This window comes from Streptomyces sp. HUAS MS02, assembly GCF_055702265.1.
In genome coordinates this window covers 5,538,282-5,553,047 of the sequence record NZ_CM146747.1, presented here as the reverse complement: position 1 = coordinate 5,553,047, position 14,766 = coordinate 5,538,282, and the positions used below count along the sequence as shown (strand labels likewise).

Below are 14,766 nucleotides of genomic sequence, written 5' to 3'. Positions count from 1 at the left end.
GCACCTGCACGGCGGAGGAGACGGCGCCCATGACCGATCACGCGACGACGCCCGACCCGGCGGCGGCTCCGGCGGCGAAGGAGAGGGTCGACACCTCGGTGCCCGCCTCCGCCCGCATCTGGAACTACTGGCTGGGCGGCAAGGACAACTACCCGGTGGACGAGGCGGCCGGCGACGCGTACGCCGGCGCCTTCCCCGGCATCGTGACCATCGCCCGCAGCAGCCGCGCCTACCTGCGGCGCAGCATCCGGCACCTGGTGGAGGTGGAGGGCGTCCGGCAGTTCCTGGACGTCGGCACCGGGCTGCCCACGGCCGACAACACCCACCAGGTCGCCCAGCGCAGCGCGCCGGACGCGCGGATCGTCTACGTCGACAACGACCCGATGGTCCTCGCGCACGCCCGCGCGCTGCTGTACTCCTCCCCGGAGGGCGCCACCGCGTACGTCGACGCCAGCCTGTACGAGCCGGAGCGCATCCTGGAGGCCGCGTCCGCGACGCTGGACCTGTCCCGGCCCACGGCGCTGATCCTCAGCGGCATCCTGGGGCATGTCGCCTCGTACGACGAGGCCCGCGACATCGTCCAGCGCCTGCTCGCCGGTCTCCCCTCCGGCAGCTACCTCAACATCAACGAGGGCTCCCGGGGCACCGATCCCGACTACGAGCGGGCCCAGGACGCCTACAACGAGACGGGCGCCGTCCCGTACTTCCTCCGCCCGATCGACCAGATCACCGGCTACTTCGACGGCCTCGACCTGCTCCCGCCGGGCGTCGTCTCCGTCCCGCTGTGGCACCCGGACGACACGACGGCGGGCGAGCCGAAGCCGATCGGACAGCACGGCGGGGTGGGCCGGAAGCCGTAGGGAAGGCGGCGGGCGGTGTACGTGGCCGGGGGCTTCAGCGCGCCCCGGCCCCGCTCCCGTCCGCCAAGTCCGCCAAGTCCGCCAAGTCCGCCAGGTCCGCCAGGTCCGCCACGACAGCCGCGTGGTCGGAGGGCCATACGCCGTCCACGGCGGCGTCGCCCGCTCTCGTCACGGCCCGTACGTGGCCGAGGCCGCCGGGGCCCGGTGGGCCGACGTGGATGTAGTCGACCCGTACGCTCGGCCCGTGCGAGTCGGCGACGTACGGGTTGGCGAGGTCCCAGGTGGCCGACGGGGCGCCCGGCTCGGCGTACTCCCAGACGTCGAAGAAGCACTGTCCGGGCACGGCGGGCGCGGTCTTGTAGCCGCCGAACAGCCGGACCTCGTCGGAGTCGGGCCAGGCGTTGAAGTCGCCGGTGATCACGGGCGGGTGGCCGGTGGCCCCGCCCCGGTGCCGGGCCACGAACTCGGCCAGCGCGGTGACCTGTCGGCAGCGTTGCGCGGACGCGTCGGTCTCCGAGCTGAGGTGAGCGGTGAAGAAGGGCACGGGCGCGCCGGGCGCGTCGAGGAGGACGTGGAGCGCGCCGCGCCCGCTGCCGCCCTCCGCCGTCGGCAGCCCGATGGCGGCCCTCTCCAGCACGGGCCACCGGCTCAGCACGGCGACACCGATGCCGACGCCGGGGTCCCCGATCCGTCGCTGCCAGCGCTCGGCGTCGCCGTACTCGCCCCAGGCCCAGTGCATCCCGAGTTCCCGGGCGAGCCATCCGGCAAGATTGCCCTCCCCGCACTCCTCACCCTCTACGCGACCCTCCCCGTGCCCCTCTCCGCGCTGCTCCCAGACCTCCTGCAACCCGACGACATCGGGGCGCAGTTCGCGCAGCACGGCGAGGATCGCCTTCTGCCGCTCCTGCCACGGCCCGAACCGCCACCACAGGTTCCACGTCACGACCCGCACCGGCCACCCACCGCCTTCGCCCCGCACCCGATCTGTACTCCGTACCTCCCACCCCCCGAGGAGAACCAAGCCGATGTCCCGCGAGACGGATCGCAAGCAACGCCTGGTGACTGCCTTCCAGCGCCACGTAGCCAACCCGCTCCTGCGCAGGGTCCCTCTCCAGACCCTCCTGGAGACCACCGGCCGCACCTCCGGCCTGCCCCGCCGCACCCCCGTCGGCGGCCGCCGCGTCGGCGACTCCTTCTGGCTGGTCTCCGAGTACGGCGACGCCTCCCACTACATCCGCAACATCAAGGCCGACCCCTCGGTCCGCGTCCGCATCCGGGGCCGCTGGCACGAGGGCACGGCCCACCTCCTCCCCGACGACGACCCGATCGCCCGCCTGCGCACGCTGCCCCGCATGAACAGCACGGCGGTACGGGTACTGGGCTCACGGCTGCTGACGGTGCGGGTGGATCTGGCGGAGCGGAGGGGCACGTAGCCGGTTGGGCGGGGCACAGCCGGTTCGGCGGCGCATAGCCGGTCCCTCGGCGCGTGCGTCTCTCTTGCGCACGGCGAAAATCCGTTCGACGACCCGGGCCGTACACGTCATGATCAGCGCTCGTGACGACTGCGCCGAAACAACTCCTGGTCCAGGCCGCCGCCCGCAACAACGCCGAGTGGTGCGCGGCGATGAGCCGATCGCACGGCCTGGCGGGCGCATTCGGGCCACAAGCATGGGCCGCTCCGTCCCGCACGCCGCTCTACTACCCCGACGCGGTGACGCTGGTCCCGAACGCCGACCCGGCCGCGCTGGCGGCCCGGATCGACACCACCCGACCGGGCGCCTCCGTCAAGGACAGCTTCACCGACCTCGACCTGACGGAGGCCGGCTTCCGGGTGCTGTTCGAGGCGCAGTGGATCCACCGCCCGGCGAGTGCGCCCGCCGTTACGCCGGGTCTCGACTGGTGCGTGGTGGGCGCCCCGGACACACTGCGCGCCTGGGCGCTCGCCTGGGACGACGGGGCGGGCAACGCTGACCTCTTCCGGCCCGAACTGCTCGACGACCCCGACACCTTCGTGCTCGCCGGACGGTCCGCCGACGGCCGAGTGGTCGCCGGGGCCGTGGCGAGCCGCAGCGACCAAGTGGTCGGCATCTCCAATGTCTTCGCGTCGGACGGCGCCCCTGACACGGCCTGGCCGGTCGTACTGAACGCGGTGAACAGACTGTTCCCCGCCCTGCCGGTGGTCGGCTACGAGCAGGGCGACGACCTGGTGGCCGCCATCCGCCATGGCTTCGAGCCCCTAGGTCCGCTGCGGATCTGGCTGCATGGCTCGTGACGCTCATCCCACCCCGGGCGGGAATCGCGGCCGATTCTGACCGCTCACCGCAGACCGCAGACCGCTCGGCGGACCGAGGACGGCGTCGCCCGTCCTGCGATCGGCGCGGACTCACACGGGCATGACCCGCACGTCGTACTGCGGGATCCACTTGTGACGCGTCACGAGAGTCATCCCTTCGATCTGTGCCTGAGCGACCAGTATCCGGTCGAAGGGGTCCCGGTGGTGCGCCGGAAGCCGGCCCGCACGCACGCCGTGCCCGGCGGTCACGGGCAAGCCGCTGAACTGGCTGTCGCGTACGCGCTCGGCCAGGTCTTCGGGGCCCTCCAGCCTTCCGAGCGACTGCTTGATGGCGATCTCCCAGGGCGACACCGCGCTGACGTATGCCGCCGGTTCGGTGTCGAGGAGATCCTTGATCTCACCGGACAGCTCGGGGGAGTCGTCCAGCCACCAGAGGACGACATGAGTGTCGAGAAGCAGTCGCATCAGCGCATCCCGAAGGCGTCGGCGATGTCGTCGGGCAGCTCGTCGAAGTCGTCGGGGATGGGGATCCGTCCCCGGAGCGAGCCGCGGCCGGTCCGCTTCACCTTGGGGCGCAGCGGCACCAGCAGCAACTCTGTGGCCAACAGCTCCGCCATGTGATCCCGGCTCCGACGTCGCCCGAGGTGGAGCACCGCATGTCGTTCAGGATCAAGCGCCAGGACGTGCTCTACAAGGCAGCCGCCACGCCGTACCGCACCGTCATCCACGAAGCGGCCCTGCACATGCGAGTCGGTGGCGCGACCGTCGCCCACGCGCAGCTGCAGCACCTCATCCACATGAGTGAGCAGGAGCACATCACCCTGCGCGTGCTCCCCTTCGTCATCGGCGCCTTCCCTGGTTCGGGCCAGTCGATCACTACGCGTACGGCCCCGTACCGCGACTGGGCACCGTCCAACTCGACCAGCTCCACGGTCCCGTACTCCTGGACGCCGAAGCACACTTGGACAAGTACCGGCGTCGCGACTGACATCCTCCGCGTACCGGCGGGCTCCCGTGTTCAACTGAGCGCCGGACGGATGGTCGTGGCGGAGAGGCGGTTCGGAGCGTGGCTTGCAGGTCAGTGGCACGGGAGCAGTTGGCGGGTGCGGCGCGGGCCGCGCTGGGCGGCGGACGGCGGCTGGAGGCGGTCGAGCGGGTCACGGGCGGTAGCAAGAAGGGCGTGTACCGCCTGGTGATGGACGACGCGACGACGGCGATCGCCTACCTGTGGGACGACGCCGAGAACTACTGGCCGACGGCCGAGGGGGACGACGACCTCACCGACCCGTTCTCACCCGGCCTCGGGCTCGGTCTGTTCGTGGCCGCACACACGCGGCTGGACACGCTCGGCGTCCGCGTCCCGGCGATTCGTCTCGTCGATCGCGACGGCGCCCACTGGCCGGGCGACCTCGCGATCGTCGAGGATCTTCGGGGCGACAGCCTGGAGGCGCTGCTCGCGCGCGACCGGCGGGCGGCTGCTCCGGTCATGGCCCGGCTCGCGGAGTCGCTGGAGGCGATGCGACTGCACCGCGCACCGGCGTACGGCAAGGTCGCCGTGGTCGACGCAGGAGGAACGTCGCGCGGTACGTCGTGTGCAGGTGTCGTTCTCGAGCGCGCGCTGCGGGACCTCACCGAGGCAGCCTCCCGCGATGCACGGATCGCGGACGCCCGCGACCGGCTGGAGGAGCGGCTGCTGGGCCTGGCGGCAGCCGTGCGGCCGCGCACGGAGTACGCGGTCGTGCACGGCGAACTGGGGCCCGACCACGTGCTGGTGGACGGGGACGGGAACCCCGTGGCGATCGACATCGAGGGATCGATGTACTTCGACGTCGAGTGGGAGCACGTGTTTCTGCGGATCCGCCTGCACGACGCCTACCGGCCCCTGGCGGTGGACGGATTGGACGAGGACCGGCTCGCGTTCTACATGCTCGCGCAGCGGCTCTCGCTGACGGCGGGGCCGCTGCGGCTGCTCGACGGGGACTTCCCCGACCGGGCGTTCATGGCGGGCATCGCCGAGCACAACCTCAAACAGGCGCTGGCGCTGATGCACACCTGAATTCCCGGGGTCCAGCCGGTTCGCCGAAGGCAGGCTCGGTGAGTCGGTTCCGGGTGATCCGGTACGACGCCCGGCCGCGTCCGTCACACCGCCGGCGGCCGACGCGCCACGAACACGAACTCCCGGCCGGGCCGGTCGGGAGCGTCCCGTATGTCCTCCAGCACGTATCCGTGATCGGCGAGTTCCGTCTCGATCTCGTGCCGCTCGCGGAATCTGAGGGTGGAGTCGGAGATGCGCCGCTTCTTGCCGCCGTCGAAGGTGTAGTGCCATCGGAAGGTGACCAGTTGGCCGGTGACCCCGGTCAGCTCCACCCAGCTCTCGACCGTGTCGAAGCCAGGCACCTCGGTGACCCCGTACGAGTCCTCGCGATTCCACGCCTCCCAGGCCCGCCTGGCCGGGTCGCGGGTCTCGAAGACCAGGTGGCCGCCTGGTCGCAGGGCCTCGTAGGCGCCCGCGAGCGTTCGCCGCCATCCCTCCGGGTCCGTGATCGCCTGCGCCACGTTGGCCGTCATCGTCACGAGGTCGACCTGGAGCGGGGGAAGGGCCGTCGCGTCCCCGTGGATCCAGCGGACCCGGTCCGCCCCCGGTTTGGCCCGCGCGACATCGAGGGAGGCGCCGGCCGGGTCGATCCCGACGACCTCCACCCCACGGTCCGCCAGCAGCAGCGCGAACACGCCGGTCCCGCAGCCGATGTCGAGCACCTTCCTCGCGCCGAACTCCTCCGCGAGCAGGAGGTAGGCGTCCAGGTCGCCGCGATCGGGGTCGAGCGGATCGTAGAGCTCGGCCAGCCGCCGGTCACGGAAGATCTCGTCAGCCATGCGACCCAAGGTAGGGGGCGTGGCCTACCGCCGACCATACGGAGCACATCCGCACCGCGTCGGCGCCCGCACCCAACGGCCCTTCCTCGCGCGGCTGAGGCGTGCGTGTCCGCCAGGTGGCGGGCAACCTCAGATTCTGCTCTGAACCCGCCCCACCGCCTTGTTGACGCTCTCGAACCGGTGTCACGATCACGGCCTCGCCCACCACCAACGGGCCGACACACGGGGGTCGTTCATGGCATCACCAGCACGCAGGCGGAACCGCGCGCGCACCGCTGTCCTGGCGCTCGCCTCGGCGGCCGCTCTCCTCTCCACCACCGCTTGCTCGTCCGGCTCCGACGGTGACACCGGATCACCGGAACGACGGCCCGGAGGGTCGGTCGAGCAGCCTCGGGCGAAGGCGACCCCGGCCTCGGACGCGGACTCGGACGCGGGCGAGGGCGACACGGCTCACGAGGTGGCGGACGAGGCCCTGGACCCCATCGCCGATCGCGTGGTTCTGCGTCAGAACAAGACGCGGGACAGTGCGCACCTGCCGTTCGGGGCGGCGAAGAAGGGGGAGGGCACGGCCCTGTCCGTCGCCGTGAGCTGCGAAGGCGACGGCAAGATCGAGGTCGTGCTCCGCCCCATGAGCGCCTCGTTCCCCATGGAGTGCCTCGACGGCGAAGTGACGAACATCCTCAACGAGTTCGACCTCGACGACTCGGACCGTGCGGGCACGGTCTCCGTCACCGCCGCCGCGGGGGTGTACTGGTCCCTCTCGGTGGGCCGGGGCGAGCCGACGGAGCTGAACCCCAGCGACTAGGACTCTTCTGAGGCGTTCTCGGTGTCGAGCTGATGTTCCGCCCAGATGTAGCTCACGGGCAGCAGGTCGGTGATGGGGACGGTCCGGAGGCGGTCGCCCTCGCCGACGATGACCCTGAGGGTGGGGAAGTAGTCGAGAAGGACCTGCCGGCACCGGCCGCACGGCGGAACCACACCCCGGTCGCGGTCGCCCACGGCGACGATCACGTCCAGTTCGTACGCGCCCTGGGCGGCCGCCGTGCCGATCAGGACCAGCTCGGCGCAGGGGCCCCCGGTGAAGTGATAGGCGTTGACGGCGGTGACGATCCGGCCGTCCCGGGCGCGCCCCGCGGCGGCCATGGTGTGGTTGTCGCCCCGGCACCGCGTGCGGGCGACGTCGGCCGCAGCCCGGACGAGTTCATGGTCGACGGGGTCGGTCGGTGTCGCAGTCATCGTCACACCCTCACGCACCCAACCGCTTCAACACCAGCTCGGCCAGGTGGGAGGATGGGAGAAGTGCGGCGGAAAATGATCCTTGGCATGGCGGTCGATATGACGAAGAGCTTGCCCGATGACGTGCCCGCTTTCGTGAAGGCGAAGGGGAACGCCTCCACGTACACGGCCCGGACACTGCGTCGACAGATGCTCGCCAAGGAGTTCGAGAGGTCCGCTCAAGTGCGGGCCGCGGCCGGAATCAGGGCGCTTTCGGCAGAGCACACTGAGAGCGAGGAGGACACCCTGGCACGCTGGGTTCGAGTAGCGGGCCGGTGAAGCGCGGCCACGTCGACCAGTCCTGGTCTGCCTGTCTCGTCCGTGTCACGCCTCGTCACTCGTCCGGTCGACCGGTGGCTCGTGCGAACTCGGCCAGGGCCGTGAAGTCCGGCTCCCGCAGGCCCAGTCGGGGGTCGATACGGTGCAGCAGGGCGGGCAGGCCGTGATGGTCGGTGACGAAGTTCCGGTCCACGGCGGTCAGTTCGTCGTCCACCCACGCGAAACGACGCCCCGCCGCGTGCTCGACTAGATGCGGGGTCTTCCAGAACAGGCCTGCCGGCCAGGACGGCGTACCCGTCGGTGGCGGCCGGTCCCGGGCCGCCCTCGTCCGCTCCACCACCGGCCACTCCAGCACCGGCAGTTCCGGCAGCCCGAGCACCGGTCCGATGTACGTGTTCGCCTCGGCGCCCCACGTCGTCGCCCACACCAGGTCGTACAGGCCCCCCAGCTCCAGCAGCCGGCGCCCGTGCTCCTCGTTCAGCCAGACCCGCAACGGCTTGACGTACGCCGCCGGTTCGCCCGGATGCTGGTCGAGCCAGCCCTGCGGCTTCATCCGGTGGGTCGAGTACCCGGCTGGCCGCCGCTCCGGCTTCGCGGCGTACGGGTTCAGGGGCCCGTCCACGTCCAGGTAGAGCAGAGGACGCCCACCAGCCCCACCGACCCCACTGACCCCGCCGACCCCACCGGACATACTCGACCCGCTCGACCCGCTCTCCCCACCCGACCTACGCATTCGAACATCATCGCGTCACCGGCAAGCCGAGGCGACAGAGAGGGGCGACTCACCCCGGCCACACGATCGCCTGCGTCTCGCTGTACGCGTGCAGCGCGTACGAACCCACGTCGCGCCCCACCCCGCTCTGCTTGAACCCGCCGAACGGGGCCTCCATGTTGCGGCCGACCGTGTTCACGCCCACGCCCCCCGCCCTGAGGCGCCGCGCCACCCGGAACGCTCGGGCTACGTCGCCGGACCAGACGTAGTCGATGAGGCCGTAGTCGCTGTCGTTGGCGAGCGCGACGGCCTGGTCCTCGTCGTCGAAGGGGAGGACGACGACCACCGGGCCGAAGATCTCCTCGCGGACGACCCGCATATCGGGGGCGCAGTCGGCCAACAGGGTCGGCGCCACCCAGAAACCCCGTTCGTACGGCGGCCGTTCACCCCCCGCGACCACCCGCGCCCCCTCCTTGCGGCCCAGCTCGACGTACGACTCGACGCGGTCGCGGTGGGCCGCCGAGATCACCGGCCCGACCACCGTGCCCGGCTCGCGCGGGTCGCCGACCGGCAACCGGGCCGCGTAGGCGGCCAGTTGGGTGACCAGCCGGTCGTAGACGCCGTGCTGCGCGATCACCCGGGTCGGCGCCGTGCAGATCTGCCCGCTGTAGAAGGTGAAGGTGGTGGCGATGCCGGCCACGGCCGCGCCCAGGTCCGCGTCGTCGAAGACGACCGCCGCGCCCTTCCCGCCCAGCTCCATCAGCTGGCGCTTCATCCCGCGCCCGCACACCTCCGCGATCCGCCGCCCGACCGCCGTCGAGCCGGTGAAGCTGACCATGTCGACGTCCGGCGAGTCCACGGCGGCCTCACCGACCTCAGCCCCCGACCCGCTCACCACGTTCACCACACCCGGCGGAAGACCGGCGGCCTCCAGGGCCTCCGCCATGCGGTAGACGGAGAGCGGGTCCTGCGGGGCGGGCTTCACGACCACCGTGTTACCCATGGCGAGGGCGGGGGCGATCTTCCCGGCCGGGTTGGCCCAGGGGTTGTTGTACGAGGTGACACAGGTGACCACACCCACGGGCTGCCGTACGGCGAGGGCGCCCATCACGGCCGCCCTCCCGAAGGGCCCGGCCTCGTTGATCTGGGGCGCGATCGGCTCCTCCACCGGCTCCACGCGCGCGTACCGCTGGAACCGGGCGGCGCCCACCCCCACCTGCATGGCCCGCGCCGTCCCGGTCGTCGCACCGCTCTCGGCCTGCGCGAGTTCGGCGTACGGAACGAGATGGCGTCGTATGTGGTCCGCCGTACGGGCGAGGATCGCGGCCCGCTCGGCGGCGGGCGTCCTCGACCAGGGGCCGAAGGCCTCCCGGGCGGCGGCGGCAGCCGCGTGCGTCTGGGCCCGCGAGGCCTCCGGCGCCCACCCGACGACCTCCTCCGTCGCCGGGTCGACCACCTCGTAGTGCCCGCCGTCCGGCTCCACCCACGTGCCGCCGATGAACAGCCGGCGCCGCGCGGACTCCTCCGCGGCGCCCGCCGAAGACCCCGGCCCGCTCACCGCGTACTCACCGTCCGGGTGTCCCGCCCGCTGCGCAGCACCTTCCCGGGGACGGCGCCGGTCACCACGTCGTCGCGGATCGCCTCGACACCGTTGACCCAGACCGCCCGTACGCCGATCGCCCTGGAGTCCAGGCGGGGGCTGTCACCCGGCAGGTCGTGCACCAGGGTGGCCTTGCCGGCGTCGACGCGCTCCGGGTCGAAGAGCACGAGGTCCGCATGCCACCCCTCCCGCACCTGACCGCGTTCCCGCAGGCCGAAGAGGCGCGCCGGGTCGTCCGTGAGCATCTTCACCGCCTGCTCCAGCCCGACCAGCTTCCGGCCGCGCAGACAGTCGCCGATGAACCGGGTGGTGTACGGGGCGCCGCACATACGGTCCAGGTGGGCGCCGGCGTCGGAGCCGCCGAGGAGGACGTCCTCGTGCCGCCAGGTCTCGGCGCGCAGGGTCCAGGAGTCGGGGTCGTTGTCGGTCGGCATGGGCCACAGGACCGTGCGGAGGTCGTCGGCGGCGCAGATCTCCACCAGGCACTCGAACGGTTCCTGTCCCCGCTCGGCGGCGATGTCGCGCACGACCCGTCCGGTGAGGCCCTCGTTCGCCTCGCTGTAGGTGTCGCCGATGACGTACCGCCCGAAGTTGGCGAGCCGCCGGAAGACGCCCGCCTCCTTCGAGTCCGCCCGGCGCAGCATCTCGGCCCGCACCTCGGCATCGCGCAGGCGCGCGATCCGCTCGGGCACCGGCAGTCCCAGGATCGGGCCCCAGCCGGGGATCAGGTTCAGTGCGCAGAACGTGCCCAGCGACATGTTCATCGGCGTGAGGATCGGCATGGTGAGGGCGACGACCCGGCCGCCCGCCTTCCGGGCCCGTTCGCTCGCCTCCAGCTGCCTCGGCACGCGTTCGGGGACGGCGGAGTCGATGGTCAGTACGTTCCAGTTGAGGGGGCGCCCGGCCACGGCGCTCATCTCGACGAAGAGGTCGATCTCGTCGTCGCTGAACTGGTCCAGGCATCCGGCGACGATCGCCTCGATCTGGGTGCCCTCGTGCTCGCCCACCGCCCGCGACAGCGCGATCAGTTCGTCGGGTTTCGCGTGCCGCGAGGCGACCGGCTGCCCGTCGCCGTCGCTGTGCGTCGAGGACTGCGTGGTCGACAGGCCCCAGGCGCCCGCGTCCATCGCCTCGTGGAACAGCCGCAGCATGGCGTCCAGTTGTTCGGCGCTGGGCTGTCCGCCGATGGCGTCCGGCCCCATCACGTACCGCCGCAGCGCGCAATGGCCCACCATGAAACCGGCGTTGACGGCGATCCGCCCTTCGAGCGCGTCCAGGTACTCCCCGAAGCCGTGCCAGGTCCAGGGCGCGCCCTCCTCCAGCGCGACCAGCGACATCCCCTCGACCTTGGACATCATCCGCCGCGTGTAGTCGGCGTCCTCGGGCCGGGCGGGGTTGAGCGGCGCGAGCGTGAACCCGCAGTTCCCGCCCGCGACGGTGGTGACCCCGTGGTTGAGGGACGGCGTCGCGTACGGGTCCCAGAACAGCTGCGCGTCGTAGTGGGTGTGGGGGTCGACGAACCCGGGCGCGAGCACGAGCCCGGCGGCGTCCTCGACCGTACGGGCCTCCTCCGTGACGGTCCCGATGACAGCGATACGCCCATCTCGTATCCCGACGTCGGCCGTGTACGCGGGCGCACCTGTCCCATCGACGACCGTCACACCTTTGATGACGTGGTCGAGCATGCCTCTCCCCTCCGGGCGCCTAGTAAGAACGGGGTACCACCATGCTTTTAGGGGCGCGGGGCCTGGTCGATGTGCGGCTTCGCCGCGTCGGCGCGACCAGCCCCCACCGACCCGCACTCGCCGTACAACCTCAACCCGCCGCCCGGAACCGCGACGTCCGATGCACAGGATCCGTGTCGATCTTCGGAATCACGTGCTCCCCCACCAACCTGATCGTCTGCAGCGTCGCCTCCTTCGGCACCCCCACCGGCAGCCCGAAGCTCAGCTGATCCGCCCCGGCCTGCTCCCACCGCTTGCACTGCCGGAACACCTCGTCCGGGTCCCCGCAGATCAACAGCTCTTCCTCGATGAGCAGTTCGATGAACTCCTCGTTGTACTCGGGCAGCGTCTCCGGCCACACGGGGAAGCCGTCCGGCCGGGGGAACGTGTCGTGGTACCGGAAGACGAGCGAGGGCAGATAGTGCAGCCCGCCGTTGACCGCGATGCGTACCGCCTCGTCGTGCGTGGGCGCGCAGATCGCGGTCGTCGTCACCATCACGTTGTCGTTGACGAAGTCCCCGATGGGCTCGGCGTCGACGATGGCGGTCTTGTACTTCTCCAGCACCCACTCCATGTCGGAGACCTTCTGCACACTGAAGCCGAGCACCCCGAGCCCCTTGCGCGCGGCCATGGAGTACGACGGCGGCGACCCGGCGGCGTACCACATCGCGGGGTGGGACTTCCCGTACGGCTTGGGCAGGATCTTGCGCGGCGGCAGCGACCAGTGCTTGCCCTGGAAGCCGACGTACTCGTCCTGGAGCCACATCTTGGGGAACTCGGCGATGGTCTCTTCCCAGATCTCCTTGGTGTAGTTCATGTCGGTCACCCCGGGGATGAACCCGAGGATCTCGTGGGAGCCGGCCCCGCGCCCGCTGCCGAACTCGAAGCGGCCCTCGGTGAGGTGGTCGAGCATGGTGACCTTCTCGGCGACCTTCACGGGGTGGTTGACCTGGGCGAGCGGGTTGAAGATGCCGGAGCCGAGGTGGATGCGGTCCGTCGCGTGTGCGAGGTAGCCGAGGAAGACGTCGTTGGCCGAGAGGTGCGAGTACTCCTCCAGGAAGTGGTGCTCGGAGGCCCAGGCGTACTTGAAGCCGGACTTGTCCGCCTGGATGACGTACTCGGTCTCCTCCATCAGCGCCTTGTGCTCCGCGAGGGGGTCGGTCTCGGCCCGCTTGCCCACGTATCCCTGTACAAAGAGCCCGAATTCCAAGGAGGTTCACCGTCCCACGGTCAGATCCTCTGCTGCTTCTGACTGTCCGTCAGATATCGACACGGCCGACTGTTCCACCGGCCCCGTGGGGCGTCAATAGCTGACGTACCGTCAGATGCACGCCCCGGGCGGGCGGTCAGAGGCTCACTCCGGCCAGCCAGCCCCCGTCGATCACGAACGGCTGCCCGGTGATGTAGGAGGAGTCCGCGCAGGAGAGGAAGAGGACGAGGCGGGCGACCTCCTCGGGGAGTCCGATCCGGCCGAGTGGGATGCGCTTGCGGTAGAGCTTGTCGACGGCCTCGGCGGACACCTCGTCGCCCGGGTCGGTCATCGCGGTGTCGACGGCACCGGGGCAGACCGCGTTGACCCGGATGCCCTTGCGGGCCAGCTCCAGCGCGGCGACCCGGGTGAGGCCGACGATGGCGTGCTTGGTCGCCGCGTACGCGCCGACGTACGCCATGCCCGTCATCCCCGTGTACGAGGCGGTGTTGACGATGGTGCCGCCGCCGGCCGCCTCGATCTCCGGGGCCAGGGTCTTGACGCCGAGGAAGACGCCGACCTGGTTGACCCGCACCACGTGCATGAACTCGTCGAGAGGGGTGTCGACGAGGGAGTTGAAGCGCAGCACGCCGGCGTTGTTGACCAGTCCGTCGACGCGTCCGTACGCCCCCTTGGCGGCGGCCACGGCGGCCGTCCAGTCGTCCTCGCGGCTCACGTCCAGATGGACGTAGAGCGCGCCGATCTCCTTGGCGAGGGCCTCCCCCTGGTCGTCGAGAACGTCGGCGACGACCACCTCGGCCCCCTCCGACCGGAAGAGCCGCGCCTCCTGCTCGCCCTGGCCGCGCGCGGCACCTGTGACGAGGACGACACGTCCGTCGAGCTTGCCCATGGGGACTCCCATCGCGGTGTGTTGGTCGAGGTCAGGGTACCGCTAGATCTGACGCAACGTCAGATAGGCGACAACTGATTGCATCTGTGATCGCAAGTGACCGGAGAGTAGGGACATTTGACTCTGTCCACCGAATGTACAGAACCCCAATAATCCTCCATCGGCAGGTAAAGCATCCCCCAAGGAGAGACAGTCATGGCAGCCAAGAGGCGCTTCAGGAACAAGAAGGTCCGATACTTGGCGATCGGCGCCTCACTCGCGACCTGCGCGGCCACCGTCACCATACTTCTGCCGTCGGCCAACGCCGCCGACGAGCCGTCCGTCGAGCAGATCATGCGGATGTGTGAAAGGACAGCGAAACTCAACGGAAAGCAGCAGTCGACGAGCGATTTCGGAGGCGGTCTCGGGGACGGCTTCGAATCCGACACCTGTGATTTCGTCGAGACGAACTTCGAGACCTTCGACGGCCCCACGGAGAAGGTCACCGTCGACTTCCCGAACTGCGAGCCGAACGCCACCGAACCGTCGAAGGTGACCACCGAGTTCTCGAAGGCGGTGGGTCAGGGTCAGGGCAAGTACACCGCCACCCAGCAGGGCGCCCTCGGCGGTCTCTTCGGAGCTCTGAGCGGTGGCTGGGTGAAGCACAAGGGAACGCTGGACATGACCGTCAAGACGGCCACCGCCAGCGAGTCGGAAGTGCGGGAGGTCCCGGTCGGCAAGGTCATGCACGTCACCTTCACGCCGAAGATGCAGCGCATGACCGGCGAATGGCGGGTGCACCTCGACGCCGACCCCGGAAGCTTCGCCGTGAACCCCTCCCCCGAGAAGAACTTCGTGGCACCGGAGGTCGTCGAGGGGCCGGTCATCCTGGAGAGCGCCGCGGGCACGCCCGGACTCGCGGACGGCACCACCAAGGTCGTCCTGGAGGACTGCTGACCCGAGCCGGCCGGCCGAAGGCTCTCGGTCGCCCCCGCCCCACCTCGCGCCGGATCCCCTTTCCCTTCCGGCAGACCCCTTCCCACCAGCACTTTCCCCCCTCACCCTCGCAGG

17 protein-coding genes are annotated in these 14,766 nt (G+C 70.6%); 7 read left to right on the top strand and 10 right to left on the bottom strand.

Going from position 1 to position 14,766, the window contains the following annotated elements; translation table 11 throughout:
* Window positions 1-29: 29 nt before the first annotated feature.
* Window positions 30-860: an SAM-dependent methyltransferase gene (locus ACZ9QC_RS24025; RefSeq protein ID WP_472915006.1), complete on the top strand. Its 831-nt coding sequence runs from the start codon at window positions 30-32 to the stop codon at window positions 858-860.
* Window positions 861-894: 34 nt separating this feature from the next.
* On the opposite strand, the gene ACZ9QC_RS24020 is transcribed toward ACZ9QC_RS24025, so the two are convergent.
* Window positions 895-1,812 carry an endonuclease/exonuclease/phosphatase family protein gene (locus ACZ9QC_RS24020; RefSeq protein WP_472915005.1) on the bottom strand — a complete coding sequence of 306 codons (918 nt, stop codon included), beginning with the start codon at window positions 1,810-1,812 and terminating at the stop codon, window positions 895-897.
* 73 nt (window positions 1,813-1,885) lie between these two features.
* On the opposite strand from ACZ9QC_RS24020, the gene ACZ9QC_RS24015 reads away from it, so the two are divergent.
* Both ACZ9QC_RS24015 and ACZ9QC_RS24010 read left to right on the top strand, forming a co-directional pair.
* Entirely contained in the window at window positions 1,886-2,293 is a 408-nt protein-coding gene (locus tag ACZ9QC_RS24015) for a nitroreductase/quinone reductase family protein (RefSeq protein ID WP_472915004.1), read from the top strand.
* Between the two features lie 191 nt (window positions 2,294-2,484).
* The gene (locus tag ACZ9QC_RS24010; protein WP_472921785.1) at window positions 2,485-3,132 is read left to right on the top strand and encodes a hypothetical protein; all 648 of its coding nucleotides are present in this window, start codon (window positions 2,485-2,487) and stop codon (window positions 3,130-3,132) included.
* Window positions 3,133-3,243: 111 nt separating this feature from the next.
* Here the strand turns inward: ACZ9QC_RS24010 and ACZ9QC_RS24005 are convergent, their stop codons facing one another.
* The gene (locus ACZ9QC_RS24005) at window positions 3,244-3,618 is read right to left on the bottom strand and encodes a type II toxin-antitoxin system VapC family toxin (RefSeq protein WP_472915003.1); all 375 of its coding nucleotides are present in this window, start codon (window positions 3,616-3,618) and stop codon (window positions 3,244-3,246) included.
* Complete coding sequence (locus ACZ9QC_RS24000) at window positions 3,618-3,770, bottom strand: hypothetical protein (RefSeq protein WP_472915002.1); 153 nt, start codon at window positions 3,768-3,770, stop codon at window positions 3,618-3,620. The genes ACZ9QC_RS24005 and ACZ9QC_RS24000 overlap by 1 nt, the downstream gene beginning before the upstream one ends.
* A 39-nt stretch (window positions 3,771-3,809) precedes the next feature.
* On the opposite strand from ACZ9QC_RS24000, the gene ACZ9QC_RS23995 reads away from it, so the two are divergent.
* Both ACZ9QC_RS23995 and ACZ9QC_RS23990 read left to right on the top strand, forming a co-directional pair.
* Window positions 3,810-4,349: a Scr1 family TA system antitoxin-like transcriptional regulator gene (locus ACZ9QC_RS23995; protein ID WP_472915001.1), complete on the top strand. Its 540-nt coding sequence runs from the start codon at window positions 3,810-3,812 to the stop codon at window positions 4,347-4,349.
* On the top strand, window positions 4,235-5,209 hold the full coding sequence (locus tag ACZ9QC_RS23990; protein ID WP_472915000.1) for a phosphotransferase family protein: 975 nt from the start codon (window positions 4,235-4,237) through the stop codon (window positions 5,207-5,209). Before ACZ9QC_RS23995 ends, ACZ9QC_RS23990 begins: the two co-directional genes overlap by 115 nt.
* Window positions 5,210-5,292: 83 nt before the next feature.
* Here ACZ9QC_RS23990 and ACZ9QC_RS23985 read toward each other — a convergent pair whose 3' ends face one another.
* The gene (locus ACZ9QC_RS23985; protein ID WP_472914999.1) at window positions 5,293-6,027 is read right to left on the bottom strand and encodes a class I SAM-dependent methyltransferase; all 735 of its coding nucleotides are present in this window, start codon (window positions 6,025-6,027) and stop codon (window positions 5,293-5,295) included.
* A 235-nt stretch (window positions 6,028-6,262) separates the two neighbouring features.
* Between ACZ9QC_RS23985 and ACZ9QC_RS23980 the strand changes: the two genes are divergently transcribed.
* Window positions 6,263-6,832: a hypothetical protein gene (locus tag ACZ9QC_RS23980; protein ID WP_472914998.1), complete on the top strand. Its 570-nt coding sequence runs from the start codon at window positions 6,263-6,265 to the stop codon at window positions 6,830-6,832.
* Here ACZ9QC_RS23980 and ACZ9QC_RS23975 read toward each other — a convergent pair.
* The 6 genes from ACZ9QC_RS23975 to ACZ9QC_RS23950 all read right to left on the bottom strand — a co-directional run bounded on the left by ACZ9QC_RS23975 (window position 6,829) and on the right by ACZ9QC_RS23950 (window position 13,716).
* On the bottom strand, window positions 6,829-7,263 hold the full coding sequence (locus tag ACZ9QC_RS23975; RefSeq protein ID WP_472914997.1) for a cytidine deaminase family protein: 435 nt from the start codon (window positions 7,261-7,263) through the stop codon (window positions 6,829-6,831). The genes ACZ9QC_RS23980 and ACZ9QC_RS23975 overlap by 4 nt on opposite strands.
* 373 nt (window positions 7,264-7,636) lie before the next feature.
* On the bottom strand, window positions 7,637-8,272 hold the full coding sequence (locus ACZ9QC_RS23970; protein WP_472914996.1) for an HAD domain-containing protein: 636 nt from the start codon (window positions 8,270-8,272) through the stop codon (window positions 7,637-7,639).
* A 91-nt stretch (window positions 8,273-8,363) separates the two neighbouring features.
* Window positions 8,364-9,851: an aldehyde dehydrogenase family protein gene (locus ACZ9QC_RS23965; protein ID WP_472914995.1), complete on the bottom strand. Its 1,488-nt coding sequence runs from the start codon at window positions 9,849-9,851 to the stop codon at window positions 8,364-8,366.
* Window positions 9,848-11,578 (bottom strand): N-acyl-D-amino-acid deacylase family protein, encoded by a 1,731-nt coding sequence (locus tag ACZ9QC_RS23960; RefSeq protein ID WP_472914994.1) that lies wholly within the window; start codon window positions 11,576-11,578, stop codon window positions 9,848-9,850. The genes ACZ9QC_RS23965 and ACZ9QC_RS23960 overlap by 4 nt, the downstream gene beginning before the upstream one ends.
* A 130-nt stretch (window positions 11,579-11,708) precedes the next feature.
* Complete coding sequence (locus ACZ9QC_RS23955) at window positions 11,709-12,797, bottom strand: LLM class flavin-dependent oxidoreductase (protein WP_472921784.1); 1,089 nt, start codon at window positions 12,795-12,797, stop codon at window positions 11,709-11,711.
* A gap of 166 nt (window positions 12,798-12,963) precedes the next feature.
* Window positions 12,964-13,716: an SDR family NAD(P)-dependent oxidoreductase gene (locus tag ACZ9QC_RS23950; RefSeq protein ID WP_472914993.1), complete on the bottom strand. Its 753-nt coding sequence runs from the start codon at window positions 13,714-13,716 to the stop codon at window positions 12,964-12,966.
* Window positions 13,717-13,911: 195 nt separating this feature from the next.
* Between ACZ9QC_RS23950 and ACZ9QC_RS23945 the strand changes: the two genes are divergently transcribed.
* Window positions 13,912-14,652 (top strand): hypothetical protein, encoded by a 741-nt coding sequence (locus ACZ9QC_RS23945; RefSeq protein ID WP_472914992.1) that lies wholly within the window; start codon window positions 13,912-13,914, stop codon window positions 14,650-14,652.
* Window positions 14,653-14,766: the final 114 nt, after the last annotated feature.

Coding starts and splice junctions, on each gene's coding strand:
- ACZ9QC_RS23980 (WP_472914998.1), top strand. CDS start 6,263: ATGGCATCACCAGCACGCAGGCGGAACCGCGCGCGCACCGCTGTCCTG.
- ACZ9QC_RS23995 (WP_472915001.1), top strand. CDS start 3,810: ATGTCGTTCAGGATCAAGCGCCAGGACGTGCTCTACAAGGCAGCCGCC.
- ACZ9QC_RS23945 (WP_472914992.1), top strand. CDS start 13,912: ATGGCAGCCAAGAGGCGCTTCAGGAACAAGAAGGTCCGATACTTGGCG.
- ACZ9QC_RS24025 (WP_472915006.1), top strand. CDS start 30: ATGACCGATCACGCGACGACGCCCGACCCGGCGGCGGCTCCGGCGGCG.
- ACZ9QC_RS23985 (WP_472914999.1), bottom strand. CDS start 6,027: ATGGCTGACGAGATCTTCCGTGACCGGCGGCTGGCCGAGCTCTACGAT.
- ACZ9QC_RS24015 (WP_472915004.1), top strand. CDS start 1,886: ATGTCCCGCGAGACGGATCGCAAGCAACGCCTGGTGACTGCCTTCCAG.
- ACZ9QC_RS23950 (WP_472914993.1), bottom strand. CDS start 13,716: ATGGGCAAGCTCGACGGACGTGTCGTCCTCGTCACAGGTGCCGCGCGC.
- ACZ9QC_RS23960 (WP_472914994.1), bottom strand. CDS start 11,578: ATGCTCGACCACGTCATCAAAGGTGTGACGGTCGTCGATGGGACAGGT.
- ACZ9QC_RS24010 (WP_472921785.1), top strand. CDS start 2,485: ATGAGCCGATCGCACGGCCTGGCGGGCGCATTCGGGCCACAAGCATGG.
- ACZ9QC_RS23970 (WP_472914996.1), bottom strand. CDS start 8,272: ATGTCCGGTGGGGTCGGCGGGGTCAGTGGGGTCGGTGGGGCTGGTGGG.
- ACZ9QC_RS23975 (WP_472914997.1), bottom strand. CDS start 7,263: ATGACTGCGACACCGACCGACCCCGTCGACCATGAACTCGTCCGGGCT.
- ACZ9QC_RS24000 (WP_472915002.1), bottom strand. CDS start 3,770: ATGGCGGAGCTGTTGGCCACAGAGTTGCTGCTGGTGCCGCTGCGCCCC.
- ACZ9QC_RS24005 (WP_472915003.1), bottom strand. CDS start 3,618: ATGCGACTGCTTCTCGACACTCATGTCGTCCTCTGGTGGCTGGACGAC.